The organism is Shinella zoogloeoides, from assembly GCF_003574625.1.
In the GTDB taxonomy this organism is placed as follows: Bacteria; Pseudomonadota; Alphaproteobacteria; order Rhizobiales; family Rhizobiaceae; genus Shinella; species Shinella zoogloeoides_A.
The window spans coordinates 1-2500 of record NZ_QNUJ01000022.1; the positions used below are offsets into that span (position 1 = coordinate 1).

At 54.0% G+C, this 2500-nt stretch carries 1 tRNA gene and 2 rRNA genes (1 of these 3 cut by a window edge); all 3 read right to left on the reverse strand.

What is annotated here, in order from left to right:
* Positions 1–53: 53 nt before the first annotated feature.
* Positions 54–130: transfer RNA gene (locus tag DSD28_RS25640), tRNA-Met, on the reverse strand.
* Between the two features lie 94 nt (positions 131–224).
* A 5S ribosomal RNA gene (rrf, locus tag DSD28_RS25645) occupies positions 225–339 on the reverse strand.
* A gap of 121 nt (positions 340–460) precedes the next feature.
* Positions 461–2500, reverse strand: a 23S ribosomal RNA gene (locus DSD28_RS25650); it runs 757 nt beyond the window's last position.

The window sequence follows — 2500 nt, forward strand, 5'->3', positions numbered from 1 at the left end:
GAACAGAAACACCAAAAAGCCCCGAGACATTTCTGTCATCGGGGCTTTTGATTTGGTTGCGGGGGCAGGATTTGAACCTGCGGCCTTCAGGTTATGAGCCTGACGAGCTACCGGGCTGCTCCACCCCGCGTTATGTTTTTGCATGCAAAAGGGCCGCTTTGAGGGCGGCCCGATTTCGGCTTGGGCCGAGGATTGTTTTGAGAAGATTTGATTGCCTTTAGCAGACCTGGCAGCGACCTACTCTCCCGCGTCTTAAGACGAAGTACCATTGGCGCTGGGGCGTTTCACGGCCGTGTTCGGAATGGGAACGGGTGCAGCCACCCCGCCATAACCACCAGGTCGGCTAAGGGCAATCTTTTGAGAAGCTGGTAGAAGGCGGAGCCTTCGTTTGTCTTATTTTTGTGAACACGTCTGGCTTCATCGCCCTTTTTCAAAGGGCCGATGAGCATGAACAATGAGAACGATCAAGCCAATCGAGCTATTAGTACCGGTAAGCTTCACACATTGCTGCGCTTCCACACCCGGCCTATCAACGTGGTCGTCTTCCACGGCTCTCAAGGGAATACTCGTTTTCAGGTTGGTTTCCCGCTTAGATGCCTTCAGCGGTTATCCATTCCATATATAGCTACCCTGCTATGCCCTTGGCAGGACAACAGGTCCACCAGAGATATGTCCATCCCGGTCCTCTCGTACTAGGGACAGATCCTGTCAATATTCCTACACCCACGGCAGATAGGGACCGAACTGTCTCACGACGTTCTGAACCCAGCTCACGTACCGCTTTAATTGGCGAACAGCCAAACCCTTGGGACCTGCTCCAGCCCCAGGATGCGATGAGCCGACATCGAGGTGCCAAACAACCCCGTCGATATGGACTCTTGGGGGTCATCAGCCTGTTATCCCCGGCGTACCTTTTATCCGTTGAGCGATGGCCCTTCCACGCGGGACCACCGGATCACTATGACCGACTTTCGTCTCTGCTCGACTTGTCAGTCTCGCAGTCAGGCGGGCTTATGCCATTGCACTCGACGACCGATTTCCGACCGGTCTGAGCCCACCATCGCGCGCCTCCGTTACTCTTTCGGAGGCGACCGCCCCAGTCAAACTACCCACCATACACGGTCCCGGATCCGGATAACGGACCGCGGTTAGACATCCATGACGATAAGGGTGGTATTTCAAGGATGGCTCCACAGAAACTGGCGTCCCTGCTTCAAAGCCTACCACCTATCCTACACATGCCGACACGAATGCCAGTGTAAAGCTATAGTAAAGGTGCACGGGGTCTTTCCGTCTAACCGCAGGAACCCCGCATCTTCACGGGGAATTCAATTTCACTGAGTCTCTGCTGGAGACAGCGGGGAAGTCGTTACGCCATTCGTGCAGGTCGGAACTTACCCGACAAGGAATTTCGCTACCTTAGGACCGTTATAGTTACGGCCGCCGTTTACTGGGGCTTCGATTCAAAGCTTGCACCTCTCCTCTTAACCTTCCAGCACCGGGCAGGCGTCAGACCCTATACGTCGTCTTGCGACTTCGCAGAGCCCTGTGTTTTTGATAAACAGTCGCTACCCCCTGGTCTGTGCCACCCTTCTACGGTTGCCCGCAAAAGGGTCACGCTTCTTCCGAAGTTACGCGTGCAATTTGCCGAGTTCCTTCAGCAGAGTTCTCTCAAGCGCCTTGGTATTCTCTACCTGACCACCTGTGTCGGTTTCGGGTACGGTCTATACGGTGGAGCTATTTCCTGGAACCGCTTCCCTGCACACCCAATCCAATAAGAATGTACAAGTTACGCAATCCGTCACTACCACCAGGCCCACGAATATTAACGTGGTTCCCATCGACTACGCGTGTCCGCCTCGTCTTAGGGGCCGGCTAACCCTGCTCAGATTAACTTTAAGCAGGAACCCTTGGTCTTTCGGCGAGGGAGTCTCTCACTCCCTTTATCGTTACTCATGTCAACATTCGCACTTCCGATACCTCCAGAGGCCCTCACGGGTCCTCCTTCGCAGGCTTACGGAACGCTCCGCTACCACTGGACTTGCGTCCAATCCTCAGCTTCGGTGCATGGCTTTAGCCCCGTTACATTTTCGGCGCAAAACCCCTTAATTAGACCAGTGAGCTGTTACGCTTTCTTTAAATGATGGCTGCTTCTAAGCCAACATCCTGGTTGTTTTGGGAGTCTCACATCCTTTCCCACTTAGCCATGACTTGGGGACCTTAGCTGGAGGTCAGGGTTGTTGCCCTTTTCACGACGGACGTTAGCACCCGCCGTGTGTCTGCCGACTAGTACTCCTCGGTATTCGGAGTTTGGTTAGGATCAGTAAGACGGTGAGTCCCCATAGCCCATCCAGTGCTCTACCCCCGAGGGTATTCGGTCGACGCTCTACCTAAATAGATTTCGCGGAGAACCAGCTATCTCCGAGTTTGATTGGCCTTTCACCCCTAGCCACAAGTCATCCCAATCTATTGCAACAGATGCGGGTTCGGTCCTCCAGTT